This is a genomic window from Oleiphilus sp. HI0043, assembly GCF_001634935.1.
This window is the reverse complement of sequence record NZ_LWEY01001302.1, coordinates 1-1569: the sequence shown is the minus strand read 5'-3', so window position 1 is coordinate 1569 and position 1569 is coordinate 1. Positions and strand designations below refer to the sequence as shown.

At 44.0% G+C, this 1569-nt stretch carries 2 protein-coding genes and 1 pseudogene; all 3 read right to left on the bottom strand.

Annotation, left to right across the window (positions count from 1 at the left end):
- Window positions 1–263 (bottom strand): polymer-forming cytoskeletal protein (locus A3729_RS17105; protein WP_197475892.1); only part of this gene is annotated, 263 nt, incomplete at its 3' end.
- A gap of 20 nt (window positions 264–283) precedes the next feature.
- A complete protein-coding gene (locus A3729_RS17100) occupies window positions 284–1027 on the bottom strand; it encodes a DUF6776 family protein (RefSeq protein WP_068510034.1) in 744 nt (247 codons plus the stop codon).
- Window positions 1028–1050: 23 nt separating this feature from the next.
- A pseudogene (locus A3729_RS17095) lies at window positions 1051–1569 on the bottom strand (Asd/ArgC dimerization domain-containing protein); the annotation flags it as partial.

The window sequence follows — 1569 nt, the reverse complement described above, 5'->3', positions numbered from 1 at the left end:
TAAACATCGCCATGGACTGTACCGTTAACAATGATATGAGGTGCAATCACATCACCGTCTATTTCACCAATATCGCTAATACGAACAATCGCTTCACTGTCTTCTTCAGCGCGGATGGTGCCACGAATTAAACCATCGATATGTAAACCGCCAGAGAATTGAAGATCACCCTCTATCTGGGTTTTACTTGATACCAGAGTATCAAAATGAATATTCGGACTATTATGACGCCCTTTCCCTTTTTGTTTACTCTTGCCCCACATAATGATTCTCCCAAAAGTCTCTAAATTTTTTGATCAACTAACTGCTGCCAATCGAAGCTCTGTTCAATACGAGACGCTTTCTTTCCCTTCGACTGAGCAACCACTTGGATACCTGTCGGCACAAAACCTTTCGGTAGCAGCAGATCTCCGGCTATATCCTGAAAATACTTGAATTTAAACTTGATACCCAAAGCCGTTTGCTGCTCTGATATATCTCTTAAGGCTAGAACAGTTTCTTCTTCGCCCTGCATACCTATCACGTTAATCGCAACATTCCCGGATACGTAGCTCTTGTTATCAGCCACTTGCGCTAAGACAATTTTGTAGTCAAAACGCCTATCCGTTGCACCTAGCTGAATCTCGGCTTTCTGTACTTGTAAGCCTCGCGAGTTATCTGAAGGCGCCATAATATTTTGATAAAATGACAAGTCCTTTTCTAACTGCGACACGCGAGCCTTGTAATCCCTGATCGTCTCCTGAATTTCCTGCTTTGCCAGGTCATCAATCGTCCGACCGCTTTCAAGGTTTGCGACTTGCTGCCGTAAAGCGACTTCTTCCTCTTTTAAAGCAGCATACTCTTGTGCAACTTTTGCTAATTCTTGAACGACCTTTTCGTGTGCCTGTTTTATTTGGTAATCGCCCAAAAGAAAACTTAGGACGCCCATGACCAAAATGCCAATTGCAAAAATCACCCGCCGTTTTAATTTAATACCTGGCTTGTGCTTAACTACAATCAGACGATCTTCAGCTTTCCGTTTTACCATTCTAGTACAATCTCACCTAGGTGTTAGGGCATCAATGCCACTTGCTGTAAGCCCATCATCTCATCAAAACCAAACATAAGATTCATGTTCTGAATCGCCTGGCCAGAAGAGCCTTTTACCAGGTTATCAATAACCGACAATACAATAATTGTATTACTGCCAGGTTGCTGGTGCAGTGCAATTCGGCACATATTCGACCCCTTAACGGAACGGGTTTCTGGCAAAGAGCCTAGCGGCATCACATCGACAAAAGGCTCATCCTTATAGCGCTCTTCATAGATAGCTTGAGCCTGCTCCAGACTTAATTCAGCATCAGGCTTAGGTTGTATATACAAGTCGCTTCGATCCCTCTAATCATGGGCACGAGATGAGGAACAAAGGTCACATTAACAGGCGATCCGTTTGCTTCACTCAAAATTTGCTGGATCTCGGGTAAATGGCGATGCCCGGAAACACCGTAAGCTTTAAAGCTATCAGCGCATTCCGATAACAGCATACCAACTTTAGCTGCACGCCCAGCACCACTGGTGCCTGTTTTAGCA

Coding starts and splice junctions, on each gene's coding strand:
- A3729_RS17100 (WP_068510034.1), bottom strand. CDS start 1,027: ATGGTAAAACGGAAAGCTGAAGATCGTCTGATTGTAGTTAAGCACAAG.